The organism is Gordonia spumicola (assembly GCF_009932475.1).
GTDB lineage: Bacteria > Actinomycetota > Actinomycetes > Mycobacteriales > Mycobacteriaceae > Gordonia > Gordonia spumicola.
The window spans coordinates 776,184-799,625 of the sequence record NZ_BJOV01000002.1 but is presented as its reverse complement, the minus strand read 5'-3'; the positions used below and the strand labels follow the sequence as shown (position 1 = coordinate 799,625).

The window sequence follows — 23,442 nt, the reverse complement described above, 5'->3', positions numbered from 1 at the left end:
TATGAACTCACCGGTCCCGCACGGGAACCGTCTTCACAACTCTGACGCACTCGCGCGTCCCTGCCAACTCAGGCGTCACGCCACGAGTCGGCCCTTCTACGTCTATTTCGCTGCCCGGCGGCGCTTCGTTGCGCGCGCCGGCACCCCGGCAACGTACGACTGGATCAGATAGTTCCAGCGGCATGTGCGGCACACCTCGACGACGTGGACCGTGAACTCCGGCGACCTGGTCGCCAGCAGCCCGATCTCCGACTCGCTCCGGGCAGTCCCGGACGGTCCGCCCGCGCTCCCCCCGAACAGCCAGGACACCAGTGTGACCTGCTCTTTTCGGCACACCGGGCACGGGCGGTCGGTGCTCTGGCCGTGAAACTTCGCGGCGCGCAGGAGGTAGGTGTCCGCATCACACACGTCTGCGAGGGCGATCTCACCGGCCCGCATGCGCGCGAGCGTGGCGCGCCTGGCGAGGGCGTAGTCGATCTCTTGGCGGTGCACGTGGTCCAGCCTAGACGCGCGGACGCCGACTGCTGCCTGTGATGGAGATCAAAGCCGAGATGCTACCGATCAGTTCGAGTCCGGTTATATCGATGCGATACATTGGGTGTTGCATCCAGCCGTCACAACGAGCCGAGAGGAGTTCCGAGCATGCTTGAGATGGCAGTTCTCGGCCTTCTACTCGAATCGCCCATGCACGGTTACGAGCTCCGCAAGCGGCTCACCGGACTGCTCGGCGCGTTCCGCGCCTTCTCCTACGGCTCCCTGTATCCGACGCTGCGCCGCATGCGCGCCGACGGTCTCATCGCCGAAGACGATGCCGACGCCACCACCGGCGTCAAGGTTCGCCGCGGACGCCGCGTCTACCGACTGACGCCACTCGGTGAGGCCCGGTTCAGCGAATTGGTCGCCGACACCGGCCCGCAGAACTACACCGACGACGGTTTCGGCGTGCACCTCGCGTTCTTCAGCCGCACCCCGGCCGTCGCCCGCATGCGCATCCTCGAGGGCCGTCGCCGCCAGGTGGAGGAGCGGCGCGAAGGGCTCCGCGAGATGCTCGGCCGCGCGATGGGCACCGGCGACCACTACACCCGTCAGATGCACGAGCTGAGCCTCGAGTCGTCCGAACGCGAAGTCCAGTGGCTCAACAGGCTCATCGCCGACGAGGCCTCCGCGGGGTCCACAGATTTGCATGCCAGTGCGCCGACATCCGGCGACGGCATCGAAGAAGGAAAGAAATCGGCGGTACCGCATTCCGTCGTACCGCCACAGAAAGAAGGAGATCCCGACCATGGGTGAAACCAACAACGTGCGCGTGGCCATCGTGGGCGTGGGCAACTGCGCCTCATCCTTGGTCCAGGGTGTGCACTACTACAAGGACGCCGACGAGAACGCCACCGTTCCCGGCCTCATGCACGTCAAGTTCGGTGCGTACCACGTCCGCGACGTCGAGTTCGTCGCCGCGTTCGACGTGGACGCCAAGAAGGTCGGCTTCGACCTCTCCGAGGCGATCAACAGCAGCGAGAACAACACCATCAAGATCGCTGACGTCCCGCCGCTGAACGTGACCGTCCAGCGCGGCCACACCCTCGACGGCCTCGGCAAGTACTACCGCGAGACCATCACCGAGGCCGACGGCGACGGCGTCGACGTGGTGCAGGCGCTGAAGGACGCGAAGGTCGACGTCCTCGTCTCGTACCTGCCCGTCGGTTCGGAGCAGGCCGACAAGTTCTACGCGCAGTGCGCGATCGACGCGGGCGTCGCCTTCGTCAACGCCCTGCCCGTCTTCATCGCCTCCGACCCGGAGTGGGCGCAGAAGTTCGTCGACGCAGGCGTCCCGATCGTCGGCGACGACATCAAGAGCCAGGTCGGCGCCACCATCACCCACCGCGTGATGGCGAAGCTGTTCGAGGACCGCGGCGTCGAGCTGGACCGCACCTACCAGCTGAATGTCGGCGGCAACATGGACTTCAAGAACATGCTCGAGCGTGAGCGTCTGGAGTCGAAGAAGGTCTCGAAGACCCAGGCCGTCACCTCGATCCTGGACGGCCCGCTGTCCGGCAAGGTCTACGACAAGAACGTCCACATCGGCCCGTCGGACTACGTCCAGTGGCTCGACGACCGCAAGTGGGCGTACGTCCGCCTCGAAGGACGCGCCTTCGGCGACGTGCCGCTGAACCTGGAGTACAAGCTCGAGGTCTGGGACTCGCCCAACTCGGCAGGCATCATCATCGACGCGGTCCGCGCCGCGAAGATCGCTCTGGACCGCGGCCTCGGCGGCCCGATCCTGCCCGCATCGGCGTACCTCATGAAGAGCCCGCCGAAGCAGATCGCCGACGACATCGCTCGTCAGCAGCTCGAAGCCTTCATCATCGGCGCCGAGTAGTCGCTCGCGCACAGACGACAGCCCGACACCTCCTTATCGGAGGTGCCGGGCTGTCTGCGTTGTGTCGGTGGCGGGCGCTACAGTCGCGGCGACGAGTTCGCCCGATTCTGGCCCCTCGTGACCGTCTTCTTTGACCAGTTGCGGGCGGCGGGTGGCACCGTCTGGCTGACTCAAGCGGAGATCGCGCAACTTTACGGGCAGGTGATCTCGCGTGTGCTCGCTGACGGCGAAGTGAGCGAGGAAACCATCAACTCTGGAGTTGATGGTTCGCCAGGAGGCCGACAAGTGCCGCCCGGCACTCCGCACGGGAGGGACGGGCCTTCGTCGTTTCAGATGACGGGCTCCCGAACTGCACCACCCGCGCTGCGCCGTTCCCTACCGTGGGAGGGTCAACCGATCGAAAGCGAGCAGTCGTCGATGAAGTACCTCCCAGCTGACACCCCAAACGACGGCGCGGTCCCCACCACCCGACGCGAGCGGACACTACTCGCGACGTACTTCTCAGGCTTCACAGTCGCGTACACCGCCCGGCTCCACGTCGTCGATGAGGCCACCTTCCGCTCCCACTACTACCGAGTCGCCAACCGGTACCGCGAGCCAGAAACCCCGACGACCACGAGATGGCTGCTCGAGCGCATGATGCGGGACGGTTGGATCATCGAAGATCCAGAGACCCCGGAGGGGTCACAGTCCGGTCAACCGTGAGTCACTCCAGCTCGATCCAGCCGTCGGAGACCATCCGCACGAGGAGCTGCGACTTGTTGGCGACGGGCCGCCCCGCCTCCTCGTAGCGGCGGGTGACCCGCTGGTAGTGCGTTCGCACGGTGGCCTCGGCGATGAAGTGCTTCGCCGCGGTCTTGGAGACCGTGGCTCCCATGACGTACGTCGTCATGACGTCGAGTTCGCGTTCGGACAGTCGGATTCTGGCGCCGCGTCGTCGCCCGCCGAGCACGCCGTCCACGACGGCCTGCACCTCGTCGGGCGCGGTCGGGGAGTCGACGATCACCACGACCGCCGACGACGTCCCGTCCGTCGGGCGATCGGTGACGGCGATGAACCGGACGTTCCGCAGGTGCCGAGCCACGCGGGGGTCGATCGCCTGCGGGTCACGCGCGATGACGACCGACGGGACCTCCGACGCCCGCAGGTCGGCGGCGACGATGACGCGGGCGCGATGCCCGATCGATCCCAACCACGACTGCATGGCCGCGGCCTCGAACGGTCGGACATCGAGGAGACCGACGGTCCCGTCCGTCCGCGGCAGCTCGACGCTGATCGGGACGGCCCGCCTGCCCGTGGGGATCGTATGCGCCCGGTCCACGAGTCCACGGACGTCCGATCCGGTCACCGTCATCTCGTCCTACCTCCCATTGCGTACACGTGTCGCAGACACCGTAAGACGCTCGCCGAGCCGGCGACAGACCCGACTTTTCGGGGGAACCGATCGGATGACACCCGATCAGGGTCCCTGGACTAGGAGACATGCCCCAGCAGCCCGTCGGAGTCGTAGACGCGCCGATCGATGACGTCGCCCGCACTCTGGACGACGGTCATCAACCATTCCCGGCCCGGCGGCAGGATCCGGATCGTCAACGTCCCCGACTCCGTGGAGTCGAGCGACTCGGCGACCGTCCCGACGATCCGATCCACTGTGTCCGCGGGCGCGTTGTCGAGTCCGTGATCGTCGAGCAGCATCACGTCGACTCCGCGGCCGCGCGCCGAACGCGCCGCCTCCGTGACCACCGGCACCGCCAACGACCTGGCCCGGAGGGAGTCGCGCAGCTGCGCTTCGAGGAGCCCGCATGCGCGTCGTTCCTCGTCGGACAGCGCGGACGGATCGGTGAGACGTTCCAGCAGCGGCCGCGCCAGCGTGTCGAGTCCGACGAGTTGCCGGTCACGCTCGTCGAGGACCGCCCGGTGCGCGGCCTCCGCCGCGGCCCGCTGCGTGCCCTGCAGTCGGAGGAGGAAGATGTCGCGTGCCGCGGGTCGGATGGTCCACGCGAAGAACGTCGCCATGACCAGCGGAGCCAGATTGATCAGCGACACGGTGAACCCGTATCCGGCGCCCTGGCCCGAGACACTCGCCCACACCATCGTGACGGCGATCGCGAGGATCATCGAGGCCCAGCCGCACAGCGTCCGGCCGCGGACGCACATGTACGTGGCGACGGCGGTCGACGCGGACAGCGGCCACAACTGCAACGCGCCCGGTGTGGCGGGCAGCGTGGACAAGACCAGCAGCGTCGCACCCGGCCCGGCCGCGGTCATGAACGCCGTCCACCCGAGCGGAAGCGGGTCTCCGACCGCGGTGATCACCCCGACCGCGGCGATGCTCACGAGCGCCCAACCCGCAAGTTCGAACAGCAGCCCGCCCGGTTCCGCCGTCGTGGCGGCCAGCACCCCGTAGGTGAGGACGAACCACCCGACGAGGATGCGAGCCGCCGCCGAGTGCAGGCCCATCAGCTCGCGGACGTCGCCCGCGTCGACTCGCTCAGTCATTCTCGGTCCACCCCAGCGAGACGACGGTCCCACCGCCCGGACTGCTCGACACGTCGGACGTTCCGCCCGGCAACGACGCCATCCGACCGCGGATGCTCACGGCGACGCCCAGCCGGTGCGGCGCCACGGCCGACGGGTCGAAGCCGACGCCGTCGTCGGACGCCCGCACCGATATCCGGCCCGGCGACGTCGCGACGTCCACGCGTCGGACCGCTGTCGCGCCCGCGTGACGGACACTGTTCCGCAGCGCTTCCGACAGGGCCGCGCCCAGCGCCCACACGGCGTCGGACGGAGCCTTGCCGTCGCCGTCGGACACGCACGTGAACGCCGCCCTGTCGTCGGCGTCGGCGGTGGCCGCCCGCAGGTGGACGACGGCCTCGTCCAACGTGAAGGGGCGGTCGGTCCGCACGCCGGACCTGATGTCGTCGAGTTCGGTGATCGTCGCCTTCGCCAACGCGCCGACCTGCTCGGACGCCCCCGCACGCGATGCGACGAGCAGGGTCGCCATGACGCCGTCGTGCGTCAACGCGTCGAAGCGCTCACGTTCCACCATGCGGCCGCGCTGCGATGCCGCGGCCTCGGCTGCGGCGTGCGTCTGCGCGGTGGTGGTGTCGAGGATCCGCCCGGTGCGCAGCGCCATCACCGACCCGCCGACGAACAGGCTGCAGAACATGATCGCGAACGCGATCTCCGGGAACAGTCCGCCGATCGTCGCGCCGTCGCGGACCCACATGTTGATCACCTGCACGGACACGCACCCGATCACCATGTGCGAGAACGCGATCCACGACGGCCACGCGATGACGGCGGCGATCGACGCGAGTCCGGGGAACGCCGCGAACCACACCCCGTTGTCGATGGGAACGCCGTTGCCGTTCCAGACGAACGGGAACGACGCGACGACCACGAGGAACGACGTCGCCGCCACCGCCCCCGACCATCGGATGGCGCGGACGCTCTCCCGGAACGACAGCAGGCCTGGGACCAGACCGGTCCCGAACACCAGCGCGACCGCGACCGGCGTCCACCACACCGGAGTGCGTTCGGCCCACTCGACGACCGATCCGGACAGCATCAGCGCGTACGCCACGTAGCCGACCGTGGTGAACCTGGCGAACATCCGGAGGATCCGGTCCAGGTTCTCTCCGGTCGTCGAGTCCAGCGACAGGACCATCAGGCCGGACGCTCGGGCATCGGGAGCAGGCCGTCCTCGACGGCGCGCATGTACAGGTCCACCTTGGTCGCGGCGGGACGCCCGGCGGCCGCGTACTTGGCCCGGATTCGGGCGACGTAGTCGTTGATCGTCTCCCGCGACAGGCCCGTCAACCGCGCGACGCGGTCGGCCTTCTCACCCGAGGCGTACAGGGCGAGGACCTCCTGCTGGCGGGGACTCAGGCCCACCTCGGACAGGTCGGGATCGCCGTCGATGGCGGCGGCCCATTCGGTGGTCACGACGGGCAGGCCGGCCGCTGCGGCCTCGATCGCCTCGACGACGGCGTCGACCGGGGCCGACTTCCGAACGATGCCGAGGACACCTGCCTTCGCGGCCAGGCGCACCATGTAGGGGTTCTCGGCTCCGGTGAAGACGAGCACTTCCAGGCCTGCGGCCCGCAGGGCTTCGACGTTCGTGAAGGGAGACGATCCGTCGGCGAGCCGCAGGTCGAGCAGGACGAGGTCGAGGTCGGGCCGTCCCGCGAGGAGTTCGGGGACCGTCGTCGCCGACGTGACGACCGCGAGGCCCGGACTGTCGGCGAGCATCACCTCGATGCCGAGCACCACTGACGCGTGGTCCTCGACCACGCCGATCCGTCTGACGACCACGACTCACCCCTGAAGATCCGGTGCCACACCTTTCTCGACCGTATCGCTCATCACCTCGAAATCCCCTGCCGGAGTTCAGCATTCAACCGTTTCGATGACAGTCATCCGGCGCGGGTCACACGCAGGGGAGTAGCGGAGCCGAGATCGACGTCCCACCGGGCGTCGGCCGACGTCAGAGCGCTGAGCCCGTCGTCGACGATGGTCCACTCCACGTCGGATGCGACGCGCGCTCGGATCGCGGCCCGATAGGCCGCGTCGTTGAACATTCCTCCGCATCCGACCACCCGGATGGGACGGGCGATCTCCGCACGGGCGACCGTCCGGTCGACGAGCTGCGCGAGAGCGGCCGCCTGTCCGTCGATGATCGCGCGGCTGGCGGGATCTCCGTCCGTGGCCGTCGCGGCGACGCTGCGCGCGAACGCCGCTATGTCGGCCTTCATCGTCGGACCCGCGACGGCGAGATCGCGCAGGGTCCGTGCGACGTCGGTGCGGGAATACGCGGCCTCGCATGCCCTGACCAGGGGAGTGTCGACGCAGTCGTCATGGTCGCGCGCCACCTGTCGGATCCCGTGGAGTCCGATCCAGAACGCCGATCCGTCGTCCGCCGCGACCCAGTCGTGGCCGCCGCCTTGGACCACGCGCCCGTCGGAAGCGCGGACGAGGACGTTCGATCCGGTGCCGGCGACGACGACCGCGTCAGCGTCGTGCCCGACGAGCAGTGCCACGGCGTCGTTGGCGATGCTCACCTCGACGACCGCGCCGCCGAAACCGTGATGCAGGACGTCGAGCGCGGCCTTCCGATACACGGGCCGCAGACCGTCTATGAATCCTGCGGCGGCGATCCGAACGGTCACCGGGCCGGACGGCTCGTGCGCGTCGTGGATCGGTGCGAGAATCTGCCGCAGCACCGCCTGGATTCGCGACGGATCCAGATAGCCCGACAGCGTCGCCGAGCTCTCGAATCGCCTGGTCACCGGCCCGTCGATGACGAGCGCCTTGCTGCTTGTCCCACCGGAGTCGAGGGCGACGATCACCGGTCCACGCTATCGGGCCGCCCGCAGTGCGGTCAGCGCTCGCCACGCGTTGACGCCGAGGATCGCGGCGAGAGCGATCGCCGAGAGGTACAGGCCCGCGCCGACGCTCGCCGAGAAGTCCTCGGAGCCGATCGTCGAACCTGCGGATCCCCAGTCACGGAAGTCACCGGTCCCCGAGACGGCGACCGACGGGTTGAGCGCGGTGAACAGGAGTACAACGAGTGCGCCGAGGCTCACGGCCGTGACTGCGGTGAACACGCGCGGATCGTGAGTGCGCCACACGGTCATCGCGCCTGCCGCGCCACAGAGTGCGAGCGCGATCGGGACGATGGCGATGGCCGCGTACGACGATGCGATGAGATCGAACATGCTGACGTCGAGTCGCGCGCCGCCTCCACCGGAGCAGAACTCGTTGTACCGGCGGCATCGTTCCTCCCACTTTTCCGCGTTGAACGAGTCGGTGCCGTACAACACACTGTCGATGGCACCGGACTTGATCGCCCGCTCGCTAGCTTTGAAGGTGACCAACGGTAGCAAGGTGAGGCCGAGCCCGATGAGTCCGACGACCGCGGTCACCGCCGCGACGAGGCGGTCCGGCTTCACGGCGTCCCCATGTGCCCGCCGGGGCCGGGCATCATCGGTCCCGGCGCGTGGTCGGGCAGGGGGCCGGGAGCGGGAACGGCGGGCATCGCGGCCCAGTGGGCCTGCTGCGCGGGCGGCGCCTGCGGGAAGCCCACCGACGTCGGGCCCATCGGGACCTGCGGCGGTGTGGGACCGGGACCGACGATCACGGGCGGTCGATCCCCGGCCGGACTGCGCAGGTAGACGACCACTGCGGCAGCGGCCGCGAGGACGCTGAATACGAGCGACAAGATCAGGCCCGTGCCTGGTCCGATGTCGACGACTCGGTCGACGAGTTCGTCGACCGATGAGATCCCGAGCTTCTTGAGTTCGTCACCGGCCTCACGCTTGAGGTCGCCGGTTAGCTCGACGTCGGGCAGCGGGTTCGACACCATCAGGACGAAGCCGAGGAGTGTCGCGGCGATCGCACTGACCGCCGATACTAGGGTCGCTTGCCGTCGGCCGAGGACGCCGGGCAGCGCAGTGAGCGCGGCGATGAGCCCGAGGATCGGGAGTGCGAGCGCGACGACGGGCGCGTTGAACGGCACCACCGTGTAGAAGCCGATGCCGACGTTCACCTTTCCGCTGACCGAGTCTTCGACGGCACCGGGCGACACCTCGACCGAGTACAGGTCGAACAGCGACGAGAAGAGCACGACGAGTCCACTGACGAGGACCGCCGCCGACGCCATACGCGTGATGTCCATCGGCGGGCGAGGCGGCCCCGGTGGCGGCATGGGTCCGGTCATCGGTGGTCCCATCGGTGCCATCGGCGCCTGCGGTCCAGGGCCCGGGTTGTGGGGGTTCATGCGTGAACTCCTGTTCGTTCGACTGGCAGCAGCATAAGCGGTCTTCCCGATCGAACGGGCGAATCCGACTCCCGGGTCATTCAGTGAACCGAGCGGACGTAGCAGGCAGCGGCGGATCGAGCTGTTCGCCGGAGAAGTTGAACATCGCGTTCAGGTTCAGTGCCGCTTCTTCCCGCTGATGGCGAGCACGAGCGGACAGACGCAACTGCCCTTCCAGGTACTTGCCGGGCATCTGCGAACCCAGATCGCGGTAGGCACCGCGTTCGGACACTTCGGCGAACACGCGAGCGTCGACGCCGACCCGCGACGGTTGGACCGTTCGAGAATGTCATCGGGTGTCACCTCCTCGGCGGGAATGTCGTGTTTAGTTGGTATCTCCAGTCTAGTCGAAAGTGTGTTCTATCACAATGGGATCGTCTGTGAGTTCGATGAGAAGTCACGGTTCGTTCCGCTGTGCGTGGGATCGGGGAACTCCCCGATGCCGCAAACCGGATTTCCGGTTACTCTCTGCGCTGTGGGGCGGCGTACAGGGTCGGCGTCGTTCGATCAGCCGATGACCTCCGCTTCCGCGCCCGAACACACATAGTCTGGTGTCGAAGACACCGAAACCGCGAGCCGAGCGCTCGTCGAGAACGAAAGGCACTGCACATGGGTGTGAGCTTGACCAAGGGCGGCAACGTCTCCCTGACCAAGGAGGCCCCCGGCCTGACCGCCGTCTCGATCGGCCTCGGCTGGGACGTGCGCACCACCACCGGCACCGACTTCGACCTCGACGGCAGTGCCATCGCGCTGAACGCCGAGAAGAAGGTCGTCTCCGACCAGCACTTCATCTTCTTCAACAACCTGCGCTCGCCGGACGGCTCGATCGAGCACCTCGGCGACAACCTGACCGGTGACGGGGACGGCGACGACGAGGTCATCAACGTCGACCTCGCCGCGGTGCCCCCGACCATCGAGTCGATCGTCTTCCCCGTCTCGATCTACGACGCGGACGCGCGCAGCCAGTCGTTCGGCCAGGTCCGCAACGCGTTCATCCGCGTCGTCAACCGCGCGAACGGCTCGGAGATCGCCCGCTACGACCTGTCGGAAGACGCATCGACCGAGACCGCGATGGTCTTCGGCGAGCTGTACCGCAACGGCGCCGACTGGAAGTTCCGCGCCATCGGCCAGGGCTACGCATCGGGTCTGGCGGGAATCGCCCGCGACTTCGGCGTCAACGTCTGACCGCCGACACACCCAAGAAACACCGCCGACGCACCGACGAGCAGCCCGCTCGTCGGTGCGTCGCCGCACCTCCCTTGAGAAAGGCCGTCACCGCACGTGATCCTTCGAATTTTCGGAATGTCCTTCCTGATCTCGATCGTGGCCCTCGTCGTCGCGTTCCTGTACGGCGGGCCCGAAGCGCTCGTCCTGACATTGATCCTCGGCGTGCTCGAAGTGTCACTGTCGTTCGACAACGCAGTCATCAACGCGACCGTCCTGCGGCGGATGAGCGAGTTCTGGCAGAAGATCTTCCTCACCATCGGCATCGTCATCGCCGTCTTCGGCATGCGCCTGGTGTTCCCGCTGGCAGTCGTGTGGATCGCGTCCGGCCTCAACCCGGTGCAGGCCCTCGATCTGGCTCTGAACCCGCCCGCTGACGGCGCGGCTCACTTCGCGAACGGCGACCCCAGCTACGAGACGATCATCACCGACGCCCACCCGCAGATCGCGGCGTTCGGCGGCATGTTCCTGCTGATGCTGTTCCTCGGCTTCATCTTCGAGGACAAAGAGATCACCTGGCTGTCGTGGCTGGAGCGCCCGCTGATCCGCATCGGCAAGCTCGACCAGCTGTCGGTCGTCATCGCATCGACCGTTCTCGTGATCACCGCGGCGTTCATCGCGCACGACGGTGAACAGTCGACAGTCATGATCGCGGGCGTCCTCGGCATGATCTCGTACATCCTGGTCAACGGTCTCGGCGAACTGTTCAACGTCGACGAGGAAGGCGACGAGCCGTCGACCGGCCCGTCCGACCTCGCGAAGGCCGCGGGCAAGGCAGGCTTCTTCCTGTTCCTGTACCTCGAGGTCCTCGACGCCAGCTTCTCGTTCGACGGCGTCATCGGCGCATTCGCCATCACCGCCGACCCGATCCTGATCGCCCTCGGCCTCGGCCTCATCGGCGCCCTGTTCGTCCGTTCGCTGACCGTCTACCTGGTCCGCCAGGGCACGCTGTCGGAATACGTCTACCTCGAGCACGGCGCGCACTGGGCGATCGGCGCGCTGGCGTTCATCCTCATGTACTCGATCGGAACGCCGGTCCCGGAGATCGTCACCGGCATGGTCGGCGTCGTCCTGATCGTCGCCGCACTGATCACCAGCATCATCCGCAGGCGCCGCGAGGGAGACGACGAACTCCCCGCCACCGCCGACACCGCTCTCGTCGACACGAAGGAATGACCCCATGTCCGTGAACATGAACAAGGTGACTCTCGACAAGGCGACGCCGTCGGTGTCGTTGACCAAGCGGGGTGAGTCGCAGGGCAACATGCGGATCAACCTGAATTGGACGCAGGGCAAGTCAGGCGGTTTCTTCAAGCGCAGCTCGGCCATCGACCTCGACCTGGCCGCGATGTACGAGCTCGCCGACGGCTCGAAGGGCGTGGTCCAGGCGCTCGGCAACTCGTTCGGAGACCTGAACGGTCCGCCGTTCATCTTCCTCGACGGAGACGACCGCAGCGGATCGTCGGTCGGCGGCGAGAACCTGTACGTGAATCTGCAGGACGTCAACCGTTTCCGGCGGGTCCTGATCTTCGCGTACATCTACGAGGGCGCAACCAACTGGTCCGCGGCCGACGGCGTCGTCACGCTGATGCCGACGAACGGACCCCAGGTGGAGGTCCGTCTCGACTCGGCGGACGATCAGGCCGTCTCGTGTGCCATCGCGATGTTGACGAACGTCAACGGCGAACTGCACGTGAACCGCGAGGTCCGCTACGTCCGCGGAGCGCAGCGGGACGTCGACGCCGCCTACGGGTTCGGCATGAACTGGACCCGCGGACGCAAGTGACGGCGTCGATCATGCGAATGCCCGCCGATCAGGCCTTCCGCCGCTGACTGGATACGATTGCATCGTGCCAAGCAATCCGCGGCGGGGCCTGTTCGGCAGGCGACCGCACGACGACCGTGCCACTCCGGCGCAGCTCGCGGCACTCACCGAGGCGTTCTTCGCGTGTGAACGCGCGATGGGCGACATGGCGGGTGCCGTGCAGGCGGCGGAGTCGGTCGCACCCGGGTCGATCTCGACGACCGGGTGGGATGCGGCACGCGACCGCTACGACCAGGTGATCTCCCGCTACCTCGTGCTGACGGCGGCGGGCTCGACGGAGGCCACACCGTACGCCGTCGACGAGTGCATTCGGGCGTTCGAGCAGGTCAGCGGCGCGTTGACGCAGTTCGCCCACGCGCAGGCACGTGGGCTTCAGGCGGGCCGGGACGCGATCAACGGCGCGGCGCACGCCGAGCAGCAAGCCCGCGCGGCCGCGAGCCGTGCCCTCACCGCCCTCGATCAGGCTCCCGTCGAGCACGTCCACCTCACGTCGGTCAAAGAAGCCGCCGATGCACTGGCTCGCGAGAGCTCGCGGTTCGACGCCGCGGTCGGTCTCACCGACCGGCAGCGGGCGGCGGACGTCGTCGTCGAGGCCGCGCGGCGGCTCGTCGACCTGCTCGATCAGGCTCCGGGACTCACCGCCGACACCGAGAAGACGATGCGGTCGCTCGCCACTCGCCGCGAGGCCGTCGAGACGAAACTCGACGGTCTGCCCGCGGTGATGTCCGCGCTTCTGCGCGAGTTCAGCTCCGAATGCTCGATCGACCTGGTGGACGTCCCCAGCGACGTCCGGGCCGATCTGCAAGCGGCCGACGAACGTCTCGACCGGGCACGCGTCCTTCTCGGGCACGCACCCGACGAGGCCAAGGCCGCCGCGGAACAGGCCCGCACCCGCCTCTCGCACGCCGACGACCAGGTCGACCGCGTCTTCGACAGGCTCACCGACCTGCGCGCCGTCCGCACCGATCCGACCGACGCGGCGTCTCGCGTCCGGTTCCGGGTGCGCGACGCCCAGAACTTCGCGCTCGACAACCGCCAGGTGCGCGAATGGGGATCGGTGCTCGACGCGCAGTCCGACCGCATCGACCGCGCCGCGGCGACCCTCGAACGCATCCACCCCGACTACTGGTTCTACCTCTCCGAACTGCGGGCCGTCGACGCCCGCGTCACCGACATCATCGGCCGGATCCGCGACTCCGTCGCGCACCGCTGACCACAGCTCACGAACGAAAGGGGCCGCTCGTGTCCGTACCCGCCGACACCGTCGCGACCCGCGGCATCACCCAGTTCCCGCAACTGTCCGACGCCCAACTCGACCGCCTCTTCCTGCACCGCCCCCAACCGGTCACGGTGCACTCGCCGATCGACACGTTGGCGATCGCCCTCGGCGCCACCCTGTACGTGCCCGCCACCCGCGACGACTTGACGGCGGTCATCGCGCGCCGCGCCGCGTCCGGCGTCACATCGATGGTGATCGACCTCGAGGACGCCGTCGCCGACGACGACGAGGCGCTGGCGCTCGAACGGACGATCGCCGCGCTCGCCGAGTTCGCCCGCGACGGCTGGGATCGCCTGCTGCTGTTCGTGCGGGTGCGGACCGTAGCGCACATCGACGCGGTGGTCTCGGGTCTGCCCGACAATCACTGTCTGGCCGGCTTCGTGATCCCCAAGTTCGAGGCCGCGACCGGGCTGGACGCGCTCGAAGCGATCGCGGCCGCGTCGGCGGACTGGGACCGCCCGCTGTACGCGATGCCGGTGCTGGAGACGCCGCGCATCGTCCACCGCGAGACCCGCGACACCGAGCTGATGGCGATCCGAGAACTGTTGAACCGACATCGCGAACGGGTGCTGGCGGTACGGATCGGCGCGACCGACATCTGCGGGCTGTTCGGGATCCGCCGCGACCGCGACGTCACCATCTACGACGTCCGCGTGGCCGCCGACGCCATCGCGGGCATCGTCAACATGCTCGGCCGCAGCGACGGTTCCGGGTTCGTCATCACCGGACCGGTGTGGGAGTACTTCGCGAACCACGAACGCATGTTCGCGCCGACCCTGCGTCACACGCCGTTCCGCGACCACGACGCCGTCTACTTCCGGCAGCGGCTCGTGAGCCGTGACCTCGACGGGCTGCTCCGCGAGATCGCCCTCGACCGCGCGAACGGCATCACCGGCAAGACGGTGATCCACCCGATCCACGTCGGCGCCGTCCACTCGCTGTCGTCGGTGACCGACGAGGAGTACTCGGACGCACTGGACATCCTCGGCCGCGACGGCGGCGGCGCGCAGGCATCGGCCTACGGCAACAAGATGAACGAGCTGAAACCACACCGGAATTGGGCGGTCGGCGTGATGAACCGGGCGCACGTGTTCGGTGTGACCAGGAACGACGTCAGTTTCGTCGACCTGTTGACCGAGTGGGCAGCCGAATGAGCTCCTGGGTGACCGACGAGTTCGGTGCGCGTGTCGACGGCGTCGCCGATCTGGTGCAGTTGGGGCTGCGGCGCAATCCGAAACGCGCACACCTGCTGGTGTCGACGGTCCTCGGCAAACACATCCCGACACCGCCGTCGCGGGTCCGCGGCGCCGCAGACGATCTGGGCGACGCGGTGATCGCGATCCTCGGCGACGAGGCCTCGGCGGCGACCGTCCTCGGGTTCGCCGAGACCGCCACCGGGCTCGGGCACTGCGTGGCCGAACGGATCGGAGCCGCCCGCTACCTGCATTCCACACGTCGTGCGGTCGGCGGGGCTCAGGTCCACGGCTCGTTCGAAGAGGGTCACTCGCATGCGACCACCCACCTCCTGCAGCCGACCGACGCCGACTTCCTCGACACCGATCCGTCGGTGCCCGTCGTATTGGTCGACGACGAGATCAGCACCGGCCGCACCGCGATCGAAGCCCTCGAGGCGCTGCACGGACTGCACCCGCACGAGAGGTATCTCGTCGCGTCGCTCGTCGACATGCGCGGCGACGAGCACCGCGCCGAATGCGCCGAGGCCGCGGCACGGCTCGGCGTGACGATCGACTTCACGTCGCTCGCCGAGGGGGCCGTCCACCTGCCGGAGGGACTCACCGACCGGGTGGTGGCGCTCGACGCTCCCGCCCTCAACCCGACCGCCCCGACCCGCGGCGACGTCGTGTTCCGCGTTGCGGGCTGGCCCGCGCACGTTCCCGACGGCGGACGCCACGGCTTCCTCGCCTCCGACACCGGGGCGTTCCACCGTGCCGTCGCCGACGTGGCCGCGGGACTGTCCGACGAGTTCGCGACGGGGGAGCAGGTGAGCGTCGTCGGCCACGAAGAGCTCATGTACCTGCCGTTGTGTCTCGCCGAACGGCTCGTCGACCACGGCGTCGACGCGCGCTTTCAGACCACGTCACGATCGCCCGCTCACGTCCGCGACCAGGACGGATACCCGCTCCGGAGGGGATTCGCGTTCCCGGCGCCCGAGGGCGTCGACGACGCGGGGCGCTACCTGTACAACGTCGCGGCTCCCGGGTCGGGCGACACTCCGACGGTGCTGCTGGTGATCGACGACCCGGCCGACACGGACGCCCTCCGCGGCCGGGGCGGACTCCTCGACGTGCTGTCGGCGGCGGGTCACCGCGTCGTCGTCCTCACCGTGTCGGCCACCGATCCGCAGCGTCTGGCCCGCGCCCGTGCCGGCGCAACCGGCCGTCCGCAGCCCGTCGGCGACCCGCTGCGCGCGCCCGACTTCGGGTCGTATTCGCCTTCCGAGGTGGCCTGGCTCCTGAAGGACCTGTCGGAGTACTCGCTGGAGGGAGACGTCGCCGAACGCGAACGTCGCATCCAGGCCGGTGTCGCCCACTACGCCGAATCGTTGCCCGTCGAGTTCCAACCCGGAGCCGAGTACCTCGAACTGTTCGACGCGACCCTCGCCGCATCGGCGCGCAGGCTCGCGCTCGCCGTCGGGACCGTCGCCGAGCTGATCCTCGCCGAACGGTCGGCGAACCCGACTCTCGTCTCCCTGGCCCGTGCCGGCACCCCGATCGGCGTGCTCATCGGGCGATGGATCCGCGCGACCCGCGGCGTCGTTCCCGCCCACTACGCGGTCTCGATCGTCCGGGCCCGCGGCATCGACGCCGTCGCCCTCGACTACATCGCCGCACGTCACGACCCCGCGTCGGTGGTCTTCGTCGACGGCTGGACCGGCAAGGGCGCCATCGCCAAGGAACTCACCGCGGCACTGGCCGAGTACGAGGCCGCGGGCGGAGCCCACTTCGACGACGAACTCGCCGTCCTCGCCGATCCAGGCTCGTGCACCCGCCTGTACGGCACGCGCGACGACTTCCTGATCGCCTCCGCATGCCTTAACTCGACGGTGTCCGGACTGGTGTCACGGACCGTCCTCAACGACGAACTGATCGGTCCGGGCGACTTCCACGGAGCGAAGTTCTACCGGGACCTCGTTCCGCACGACGTGTCGAACCGTTTCCTCGACACCGTCGCGGCCGAGTTCGCCGTCGTCCACGACGAGGCCGTCGCCTCGGCCGCGGCCTTGCGCACCGCCGACAGGACGCCGACGTGGGACGGGTGGGCGTCGGTGTCCGCCATGCAGGAGCGGTACGGGCTCTCGTCGATCAACTTCGTGAAACCCGGCATCGGCGAGACCACCCGCGTCCTCCTTCGACGCGTCCCGTGGCGGATCCTGGTGCGCGACGCCGACATGCCCGATCATCGGCACATCCGACTCCTGGCCGCCGAGCGGGGAGTCCCCGTCGACGTGGTGCCCGACCTCGCCTACTCGTGCGTCGGCCTGATCAAGGAGAACGTGTGACCGCCCTGATCGCCACCGACCTCGACCGCACCATGATCTTCTCCCGCGCCGCGTCGGGCTTCTCGACTGCGCTCGAAGAACGGAAGAATGCGCTCGAAGAACGGCTCAGTTCTCCGAGCGTTCTCCTCGGTTCTCCGAGCGTCCTCCCCGGGTCTCCGAGCGCAGTCGAGGAGCCGGTCTGCGTCGAGATGTACGACGGCGCACCGTTGTCGTACATGACGCGGGGCTCGGTGGAGGCGTTGACAGCGCTCGCCGCGTCGACGCCAGTGATCCCGACGACCACGCGGACGCGCGCGCAGTTCGAGCGGATCGACCTGCCCGGCGGTCCGTTCCGGCACGCGGTCGTCAGCAACGGGGGCCGGATCCTCCGCGACGGCGAGAACGACGACGCCTGGCGGACGGCTCTCGAGTCGAGGGTCGCCGGGACGTCGGCGACCGTCGAAGAGCTGCACGCCGACCTGCGACGCCGCGTCGACGATTCCTGGGTGCGCTCCACGCGGGTGGCCGACGACCTGTTCGTCTACCTGGTGGTCGACCTCGACCGTCAGCCGACCGACTTCATCGACGAGTGGCGCTCGTGGTGCACGCCGCGCGGATGGTCGGTGTCTCAGCAGGGCCGCAAGATCTACGCGATGCCCGACGGTGTCACCAAGTCGGCCGCCGTCGCGCACATCCGCGGCAGGCTCGTCGACGACGGGACGCTCGACGCCGATTCCCCCGTCTTCGCCGCGGGCGACGGGCGGCTCGACGCCGACCTCCTCACCTACGCCGACGCCGCGATCCGACCCGCGCACGGCGAACTCCACGACTCCGGGTGGACCCCGCCGGGGCTCACCGTCACCGCGGCGTCCGGCATCGAGGCAGGCGCCGAGATCCTCGCCTGGTTCGCCGACCGCGCCCGCTCCCACTCGTCTTCCCTCCACAACCCCGACCCGGCGCTCGCCGAGAAATAGAGGTACCGATGTCGTCACTCACCAAAGGTCAGAACGCCGCGTTGCCGACTCCGGACGTCGTGGTGTCGGTGGAGGTCGCGACGGCCGCCGACCTGTCGGCGCTGCTCGTCACCGATGCGGGCAAGGTCCGCAGCGACGCGGACTTCGTGTTCTTCAACCAGCCCGCGGGCCCCGGTGTGCAGCTTCGCGACGGCCGCCTGCACATCTCGACGGCGGGCATCCCGGCCGACATCACGGCGATCCGGGCGGTGATCACCCTCGACGACACGACCCGCAGCTTCGGCCAGTTCGCGCCGCCGGTGGCCCGCGTGTCGGACGCTGCGGGCACGCCGCTGTTCGACTACGTCGTCGACGGGCTGACCGCGGAGTCGGTCGTCATCGCGGCCGAGGTGTACCGCCGCAACGATCAGTGGAAGGTCCGCGCCGTCGGCCAGGGGTATTCGGGCGGTTTCGCCGACCTCGTCCGCGATCACGGCGTCGCGGTCGACGACGCCCCGCCGCAGGCCGCTCCGCCCACTCAGCCGGCGTACACGCCGCCACCCGCCCAGCCCGCGTACAACCCGCCGCCGCAGCCGACGTACACCCCGCCCGCTCAGCAGGGCTATGCGCCGCCGCCCCCGCCGCCCGCGTACGGCCAGCCCCAGTACGGAAGTCCCCAGTACGGGGCTCCCCAGCAGCCTCAGTACGGGGCCCCTCAACAGCAGCCGCAGTACGGCGCGCCGCAACAACCGCAGTACGGCGCACCCCAGGAGCAGGCCCCGATCAGTCTGTCGAAGGATCGACCCGTGTCCCTGGTGAAGGGGCAGAAGGTCTCGTTGAAGAAGGAGGGCGGCGTCGCCCTCTCGCACATCTGGATGGGTCTCGGTTGGGACCCCGTCCAGACCGGCAAGCGCGGATTCTTCGGCGGTGGCGGGGCGAGCAGCATCGACCTCGACGCGTCGGTCCTGATGTTCTCGCAGGGCAACTGCGTCGAGACCGTCTACTTCGGCAATCTGCGGTCGAAGAACAACTCGATCATCCACTCCGGCGACAACCTGACCGGTGAGGGAGACGGCGACGACGAGGTGATCGCCGTCGACCTGACGTCCATCCCGCCACACGTCGACCGGCTCGCCTTCATCGTCACGTCGTATCGCGGGCAGACGTTCGCCGAGGTCCAGAACGCGTACTGCCGCCTCATCGATCAGACGACGAACGCCGAACTCGCGCGCTACACGCTCGCGGGCGGCATGCCGTTCACCGGCGTCTGCATGGCCGTCGTGTCCCGCGCGGGGGGCGAGTGGCAACTCCGCGCCGTCGGCGAGGGCTTCAACGCGAAGACCGCCAACAAGGCGATCCCCTTCGTGATGCCGTACCTGGGATGACAGTGCGTTCGGCCCACAGACGAGCCGGGTGGATCTGTGCGAGAGTTGTCCCATGACCGATGAGCTGCCCGACACCACGTCTGACGCAACGCATTCCAGGATGGGCGCGCTGACGTCCAGGCTCCCGGAGATGTCCGGGAAGACGAAAGCGATCCTCGCCGTCAGCGGCATCCTGATCGTGGTGATCGGGTACTTCATCCTGCAGGCTCTCGTCCCGAGGTCGTGGGGCAGGCATGTGGCGTCCGAGATCAACGAGAGCATCACCCGCGGCATCCTGTACGGCCTCGGCTACGGCCTGCTCGGCTCGGCGGTGACGCTGATCCTGCTGTACTTCGCGTACGTCACCATCGGCCGCTATCGGAACATCCTCTCGTGGAGCCTCCTGGTGCTGGCCCTGGCGTCGACTGTCCCGAACCTGATGACGCTCGGCGTGGTCATCGGCAACGGGAGCGGTGCCGTGGCCGGACGTCAAGCGCTCGACGGCCACGCCGTCGGCTTCCGCGGCGCGACGCTGGTGGGCCTCATCGTCGGCATCATCATCGGCCTGGCCGTCGACTTCTATCTGCTCGGACGACGCCGCGCGAAGGCTAAGGCCGAGGCCGGGTCGTGATCGACGAGTTCCACGTCGAGCGGGCGGTTCATCGAACGAACGAATGAATTCCGGCCCGACACGACCGACCGGACACCCGTTCTCGATGGCTCGGCGAATGGGCGCGGTGGCCGGGTCGAACGCTGGTGTCGAACCGCTGACCTGGCCGTCCGGCCCCACTACCCGAAGTACGGATCGCCCGCCAGATAAACGAGCGATGCGATGCTCGTCGCAAAACTGTCAGTGGTATGTGCCACGATTCTCGTTGTGTCACCTTCCAACCCGTTCGGCCCGGGAACAGGCCGCCCGACCGGCGGACCGGCGAACCACGGTCCCGGCTACCCCGGAGCCTCACCTCGGCAGGCGCCACCCGCGTCGTACGGACCGCCCGCGGGCGGCGTCAATCCCTTCGGCCCGACGAGCTCCGTCCCGGTCGGCGGACCTGCGCCCGCGCCGACTCCCGCACCCCCGTCGCCGAGCGGCTCGCTCGAACCCGTCGGGCCGCCGATCGGGCTGCTGATCGCCGCGGCGGTGCTCGCGGTCCTCGGCATCGCCGCCGGTGCCGTCTTCTGGGCGTCGCCGTTGTCGATCGCCGGGTGGGCACTCGCCGGGCCGATCGCGATCGGCGTGCTCGCGCTGTTCACCTCGCGCGACACCGCCCGGCGCTCGGCCGCGATCTACCTTCGTCCGGACTGGCTGCCGCTCGCCTATGCCATGACCATGATCGTCATCGCCGCCGGAGTCGTCGTCGGCTCCGTCAGCTTCGCCATGTGGATCGGACACCGTTGATGCCGCACACCCGGACCCTGACCCGCATCGCCGCACTCGCGGCCTCCGTCGTCCTCGCCCTCCTGTCGCTGCTCCCTGCGCCCGCGGCACGCGCCGATGACGCGGACGGCACCGGACTCGACACGTTCGGCGGCTGTGTCACGTCGAACGGCTCCGGTCGCGTCCTCCTCCTCGTCGACCAATCGCGCAGTCTCACCGAGTCCGACGCGCAGAACGCCCGTGGAACAGCCGCGAAGCTCCTCGCCAAACAGCTCGTCTCGTACTCGTCGAGCACCGGGTCGACCATCGAGGTCTCGGTCGCCGGCTTCTCGGACTCGTACACCCGGTCCCTGGACTGGACCACGCTGAACGCGGCGTCGCTCGACTCCGTGAACTCCGCGATCACCGACACCACAGCCCGCCAGGACGGCACCGCGACCGATTACCAGGCGGCCCTTGAAGGCGCGCGCGGCGCTCTGGGCGCGCAGCCGAACAGCTGCAAGATGATCGCCTGGTTCACCGACGGCGAGCTCGATTTCACCGCGTCCGACCGGGAGTCGCGCATCACGGCGGCCCGCACCGCGATCTGCCGCCAGGGCGGCATCGCCGACCAGCTGGCGACCGCGGGCATCGTCAACGTGGCGATCGGCCTGTCCAGTTCATCGGGCGGCGAGTCGCCCGACTTCGGTCTGCTCCGCAGCATCGCGATCGGCGGCGACGACTGTGGCACCGGCGACCGGACGGCCGACGGCCAGTTCTTCGAGGCGACGAACATCGACGACCTCCTCTTCGCGTTCGACCGTCTCGGCGCCCCCGGTGACAATCGGGAGCCGACCGAGCGCACCGCATGCGTCAAGACCGTCTGCGACGAGGGCAAGCACTACTTCGTCCTCGACGGCTCCGTCGACACCGTCAGCGTGCTCGCCGACGCCGGACGCCCCGGACTGATCCCGGTCCTGGTGTCCCCGGACGGCGCACAGACCCGCCTCGACCCGCGGACGGCGAAGAACGTTCAGATCGGCGGCGTGGACGTCGACTACAGCTTCCCCTCGGAGAAGTCGACGTCGATCACGATGACCGGTGCGTCCGCGCCGTCGTGGAGCGGCGTGTGGGCCCTCGTCTTCATCGCCGAGAGCAAGGCCGACGCGCAGACCCGCTCGAGCATCCACATCACCGGTGGTCTCAAGCCCGCACTCGCGAACGCCGCCGCGGTGTCGCTGCACTCGGGGGCGACCGATGAGACCGTCGCCTTCACGATCAACGGCAAGGACGGCAAACCGCTGTCCGACGCGAAGCTGCCCGACCACTTCGCCCTCGATGCCGAGCTCGTGACGCGCGACGGCAAGCGCACCGTCCCGGTCGCGAAGAACCTCGACAAGAACACCCTGTCGAAGCCGCAGACCGTCGACCTGGCGGGCGTGGACCCGGGTCAGGCCACCCTGCGCCTCACGCTGAACGTCACCCTGCAGGCCAAGGAGAAGGGCACCGGAAAGCTCCGGGAGACCGAGCTGTCGCCGGTGCGCGCCGACATCCCCGTCTCGATCAAGGCCCCCGTCGGATATCCGACGGTCGCCGACAGCATCTCGTTCGGGACCATCGAGGGTTCCGGCGCGACGACGGCGACGATCGCCGTCACCGGCCCCGGTTGCGTGTGGCTCGAGCAGGGCGGCACCGCGATCACCGCGTCGCCCGACGGCACCGACATCGCCGTCACCTCCGATCACGCCGACCAGGGCGACTGCCTCAGACTCTCGGACGGCGAGTCCGGCGAGCTGTCGGTGACCCTGTCGTCGTCGGAGTCGGTGAACGGCATCGTCGGCGGCGACGTGGTCGTGATCGCCGCGCCGAAGGGCGACGGCGACCCCGTCTCCATCAAGGTCCCGTTCACCGGCGAGTTGAGCAAGCCGCTGAACACCGGAACGTTCATCGGCGCGTTGATCGCGGCGTTGATCCTCGGTCCGCTGATCCCGCTGCTGCTCTTGTACTTCCTGAAATGGCTGACGGCCCGGATCCCGGCGCGTGCGCTGCGGGTGGAGCAGATCCCGGTCCGCATCGTCGGAGGAGCCGTGACCCGCGGCAACAACCAGCCGTTCGGCGTCGCCGACACCGAACTGGTGAGTCTGGTCCCCGGCACCGGCAACCCGACGCGCAGCATCGACGTCGGAGCACTGTCCCTGCGGACCAGGGTCGGCTGGTCGCCGTTCGGCGCGGGCAGCGTGGTCGCGTCGATCAGCGGGATGGCGGGATCTGCCTGCCGCGACGGCGCGACGGTGGGGAAGACGCCGAACGCGCTGCTCCCGCTGGCGATCCACAACAACTGGGCGATCTTCCACGACCCGGCGGGACCGGAAGACACAGCGACCGTGGTCCTGTTCGTCGGCGGAGACGCCGGTCGGTCGGAGATCGATCGGATCGTCGGCGAGGTCCGCGACTACGCGCCTCGCAACCTGACCAAGCTGCGACAGGCGTCGGCTCCGACGCCGCCCGCGGGCGGACCGTCCGGCGGCCCACCCGCACCCGCGCCGAACCCGTTCGGACCGACCGGTGGCAACGGTCCGGCACCGTTCGGGCCCGCATCGGGACCGCCCGCGGGCCGGACGCCTCCGTCCGGGCCGCAGGGAAACAACCCGTTCGGCCCCGGCTCGAACCGTCCGCCGGGCGGGAATCCGTTCGGCCCAGCCTGATCTCGACTACCTAGAACCCATGTGAGGAATCGACAA

The 23,442-nt window shown here is 68.8% G+C and carries 23 protein-coding genes; 14 read left to right on the top strand and 9 right to left on the bottom strand.

The features are described 5' to 3' along the window. Window positions 1–102: 102 nt before the first annotated feature. Entirely contained in the window at window positions 103–492 is a 390-nt protein-coding gene (locus GYB83_RS05840; RefSeq protein WP_161894575.1) for a DUF5318 family protein, read from the bottom strand. 150 nt (window positions 493–642) lie between these two features. On the opposite strand from GYB83_RS05840, the gene GYB83_RS05835 reads away from it, so the two are divergent. The 3 genes from GYB83_RS05835 (at window position 643) to GYB83_RS23350 (ending at window position 3,082) form a co-directional block, all read left to right on the top strand. Then, window positions 643–1,290, top strand: coding sequence for a PadR family transcriptional regulator (locus tag GYB83_RS05835; RefSeq protein ID WP_161894574.1), 648 nt, complete (start codon window positions 643–645; stop codon window positions 1,288–1,290). Continuing rightward, window positions 1,283–2,377 (top strand): inositol-3-phosphate synthase, encoded by a 1,095-nt coding sequence (locus tag GYB83_RS05830; RefSeq protein WP_161894573.1) that lies wholly within the window; start codon window positions 1,283–1,285, stop codon window positions 2,375–2,377. The genes GYB83_RS05835 and GYB83_RS05830 overlap by 8 nt, the downstream gene beginning before the upstream one ends. Window positions 2,378–2,494: 117 nt before the next feature. Further along, window positions 2,495–3,082: a virulence RhuM family protein gene (locus GYB83_RS23350; protein ID WP_186349720.1), complete on the top strand. Its 588-nt coding sequence runs from the start codon at window positions 2,495–2,497 to the stop codon at window positions 3,080–3,082. Between the two features lies 1 nt (window position 3,083). Here the strand turns inward: GYB83_RS23350 and GYB83_RS05825 are convergent, their stop codons facing one another. The 8 genes from GYB83_RS05825 to GYB83_RS05790 form a co-directional block, all read right to left on the bottom strand. After that, window positions 3,084–3,731: a helix-turn-helix transcriptional regulator gene (locus GYB83_RS05825; RefSeq protein WP_228461188.1), complete on the bottom strand. Its 648-nt coding sequence runs from the start codon at window positions 3,729–3,731 to the stop codon at window positions 3,084–3,086. A 119-nt stretch (window positions 3,732–3,850) separates the two neighbouring features. Next, the gene (locus GYB83_RS05820; protein WP_161894572.1) at window positions 3,851–4,876 is read right to left on the bottom strand and encodes a DUF8320 family protein; all 1,026 of its coding nucleotides are present in this window, start codon (window positions 4,874–4,876) and stop codon (window positions 3,851–3,853) included. Further along, complete coding sequence (locus GYB83_RS05815) at window positions 4,869–6,050, bottom strand: sensor histidine kinase (protein WP_161894571.1); 1,182 nt, start codon at window positions 6,048–6,050, stop codon at window positions 4,869–4,871. Before GYB83_RS05815 ends, GYB83_RS05820 begins: the two co-directional genes overlap by 8 nt. Next, complete coding sequence (locus tag GYB83_RS05810) at window positions 6,050–6,697, bottom strand: DNA-binding response regulator (protein WP_161894570.1); 648 nt, start codon at window positions 6,695–6,697, stop codon at window positions 6,050–6,052. Before GYB83_RS05810 ends, GYB83_RS05815 begins: the two co-directional genes overlap by 1 nt. 101 nt (window positions 6,698–6,798) lie before the next feature. Continuing rightward, on the bottom strand, window positions 6,799–7,731 hold the full coding sequence (locus tag GYB83_RS05805; RefSeq protein ID WP_161894569.1) for a BadF/BadG/BcrA/BcrD ATPase family protein: 933 nt from the start codon (window positions 7,729–7,731) through the stop codon (window positions 6,799–6,801). Between the two features lie 9 nt (window positions 7,732–7,740). Further along, entirely contained in the window at window positions 7,741–8,334 is a 594-nt protein-coding gene (locus GYB83_RS05800) for a hypothetical protein (protein WP_161894568.1), read from the bottom strand. Beyond that, complete coding sequence (locus tag GYB83_RS05795) at window positions 8,331–9,101, bottom strand: hypothetical protein (protein ID WP_161894567.1); 771 nt, start codon at window positions 9,099–9,101, stop codon at window positions 8,331–8,333. The genes GYB83_RS05800 and GYB83_RS05795 overlap by 4 nt, the downstream gene beginning before the upstream one ends. A gap of 136 nt (window positions 9,102–9,237) precedes the next feature. Further along, window positions 9,238–9,444, bottom strand: a complete 207-nt coding sequence (locus tag GYB83_RS05790) for a hypothetical protein (RefSeq protein ID WP_161894566.1) — start codon at window positions 9,442–9,444, stop codon at window positions 9,238–9,240. Window positions 9,445–9,809: 365 nt separating this feature from the next. On the opposite strand from GYB83_RS05790, the gene GYB83_RS05785 reads away from it, so the two are divergent. The 11 genes from GYB83_RS05785 (at window position 9,810) to GYB83_RS05735 (ending at window position 23,406) form a co-directional block, all read left to right on the top strand. Continuing rightward, window positions 9,810–10,385, top strand: a complete 576-nt coding sequence (locus GYB83_RS05785; RefSeq protein ID WP_161894565.1) for a TerD family protein — start codon at window positions 9,810–9,812, stop codon at window positions 10,383–10,385. Between the two features lie 96 nt (window positions 10,386–10,481). Beyond that, window positions 10,482–11,600, top strand: a complete 1,119-nt coding sequence (locus tag GYB83_RS05780; RefSeq protein WP_161894564.1) for a DUF475 domain-containing protein — start codon at window positions 10,482–10,484, stop codon at window positions 11,598–11,600. A 4-nt stretch (window positions 11,601–11,604) separates the two neighbouring features. Next, window positions 11,605–12,210: a TerD family protein gene (locus GYB83_RS05775; RefSeq protein ID WP_161894563.1), complete on the top strand. Its 606-nt coding sequence runs from the start codon at window positions 11,605–11,607 to the stop codon at window positions 12,208–12,210. A gap of 64 nt (window positions 12,211–12,274) precedes the next feature. Then, window positions 12,275–13,462, top strand: coding sequence for a hypothetical protein (locus tag GYB83_RS05770; protein ID WP_161894562.1), 1,188 nt, complete (start codon window positions 12,275–12,277; stop codon window positions 13,460–13,462). A gap of 29 nt (window positions 13,463–13,491) precedes the next feature. Beyond that, window positions 13,492–14,682, top strand: coding sequence for an HpcH/HpaI aldolase/citrate lyase family protein (locus GYB83_RS05765; protein WP_186349719.1), 1,191 nt, complete (start codon window positions 13,492–13,494; stop codon window positions 14,680–14,682). Continuing rightward, window positions 14,679–17,048, top strand: a complete 2,370-nt coding sequence (locus GYB83_RS05760; protein WP_161894561.1) for a phosphoribosyltransferase — start codon at window positions 14,679–14,681, stop codon at window positions 17,046–17,048. Before GYB83_RS05765 ends, GYB83_RS05760 begins: the two co-directional genes overlap by 4 nt. Beyond that, window positions 17,045–18,001 (top strand): HAD family hydrolase, encoded by a 957-nt coding sequence (locus GYB83_RS05755; RefSeq protein ID WP_161894560.1) that lies wholly within the window; start codon window positions 17,045–17,047, stop codon window positions 17,999–18,001. The genes GYB83_RS05760 and GYB83_RS05755 overlap by 4 nt, the downstream gene beginning before the upstream one ends. Window positions 18,002–18,009: 8 nt before the next feature. Continuing rightward, window positions 18,010–19,365, top strand: coding sequence for a TerD family protein (locus GYB83_RS05750; protein ID WP_161894559.1), 1,356 nt, complete (start codon window positions 18,010–18,012; stop codon window positions 19,363–19,365). Between the two features lie 52 nt (window positions 19,366–19,417). Next, a complete protein-coding gene (locus tag GYB83_RS05745) occupies window positions 19,418–19,975 on the top strand; it encodes a permease (protein WP_161894558.1) in 558 nt (185 codons plus the stop codon). 246 nt (window positions 19,976–20,221) lie between these two features. Beyond that, window positions 20,222–20,743, top strand: a complete 522-nt coding sequence (locus GYB83_RS05740) for a hypothetical protein (protein WP_161894557.1) — start codon at window positions 20,222–20,224, stop codon at window positions 20,741–20,743. After that, window positions 20,743–23,406 carry a VWA domain-containing protein gene (locus tag GYB83_RS05735; RefSeq protein ID WP_161894556.1) on the top strand — a complete coding sequence of 888 codons (2,664 nt, stop codon included), beginning with the start codon at window positions 20,743–20,745 and terminating at the stop codon, window positions 23,404–23,406. Before GYB83_RS05740 ends, GYB83_RS05735 begins: the two co-directional genes overlap by 1 nt. Window positions 23,407–23,442: the final 36 nt, after the last annotated feature.

Coding starts and splice junctions, on each gene's coding strand:
- GYB83_RS05745 (WP_161894558.1), top strand. CDS start 19,418: ATGACCGATGAGCTGCCCGACACCACGTCTGACGCAACGCATTCCAGG.
- GYB83_RS05750 (WP_161894559.1), top strand. CDS start 18,010: ATGTCGTCACTCACCAAAGGTCAGAACGCCGCGTTGCCGACTCCGGAC.
- GYB83_RS05815 (WP_161894571.1), bottom strand. CDS start 6,050: ATGGTCCTGTCGCTGGACTCGACGACCGGAGAGAACCTGGACCGGATC.
- GYB83_RS05825 (WP_228461188.1), bottom strand. CDS start 3,731: ATGACGGTGACCGGATCGGACGTCCGTGGACTCGTGGACCGGGCGCAT.
- GYB83_RS05735 (WP_161894556.1), top strand. CDS start 20,743: ATGCCGCACACCCGGACCCTGACCCGCATCGCCGCACTCGCGGCCTCC.
- GYB83_RS05760 (WP_161894561.1), top strand. CDS start 14,679: ATGAGCTCCTGGGTGACCGACGAGTTCGGTGCGCGTGTCGACGGCGTC.
- GYB83_RS05835 (WP_161894574.1), top strand. CDS start 643: ATGCTTGAGATGGCAGTTCTCGGCCTTCTACTCGAATCGCCCATGCAC.
- GYB83_RS05795 (WP_161894567.1), bottom strand. CDS start 9,101: ATGACCGGACCCATGCCGCCACCGGGGCCGCCTCGCCCGCCGATGGAC.
- GYB83_RS05775 (WP_161894563.1), top strand. CDS start 11,605: ATGTCCGTGAACATGAACAAGGTGACTCTCGACAAGGCGACGCCGTCG.
- GYB83_RS05785 (WP_161894565.1), top strand. CDS start 9,810: ATGGGTGTGAGCTTGACCAAGGGCGGCAACGTCTCCCTGACCAAGGAG.
- GYB83_RS05830 (WP_161894573.1), top strand. CDS start 1,283: ATGGGTGAAACCAACAACGTGCGCGTGGCCATCGTGGGCGTGGGCAAC.
- GYB83_RS05820 (WP_161894572.1), bottom strand. CDS start 4,876: ATGACTGAGCGAGTCGACGCGGGCGACGTCCGCGAGCTGATGGGCCTG.